Source organism: Halioglobus sp. HI00S01, assembly GCF_001635445.1.
In the GTDB taxonomy this organism is placed as follows: domain Bacteria; phylum Pseudomonadota; class Gammaproteobacteria; order Pseudomonadales; family Halieaceae; genus Halioglobus; species Halioglobus japonicus.
The window spans coordinates 1-226 of record NZ_LWEE01000035.1 but is presented as its reverse complement, the minus strand read 5'-3'; the positions used below and the strand labels follow the sequence as shown (position 1 = coordinate 226).

1 protein-coding gene is annotated in these 226 nt (G+C 59.7%); it reads right to left on the bottom strand.

Going from position 1 to position 226, the window contains the following annotated elements; all coding sequences use genetic code 11:
* A partial coding sequence (locus A3709_RS22530; protein WP_304438762.1) for a transketolase C-terminal domain-containing protein occupies positions 1–226 on the bottom strand: 226 nt, incomplete at both ends.

The window sequence follows — 226 nt, the reverse complement described above, 5'->3', positions numbered from 1 at the left end:
ATAGGTTTCACCCAACGCATGTCTACCAGAGTTGCCCTGAGCGCTTCAGCGGCCTCACGGGCGGCAGGCAATAGCGTTCCGAAATTTAGAATTGCCACTTCTGAACCCTTGCGCGCCGTGACCGATTTGCCGATCTCTAGTGAAGACATCTCGGAGGAGATGTCAGCGCCCGGCCCTGTGCCTCGCGGGTATCTCACCGCCGCAGGCCCAGGATGCTGGAATGCGG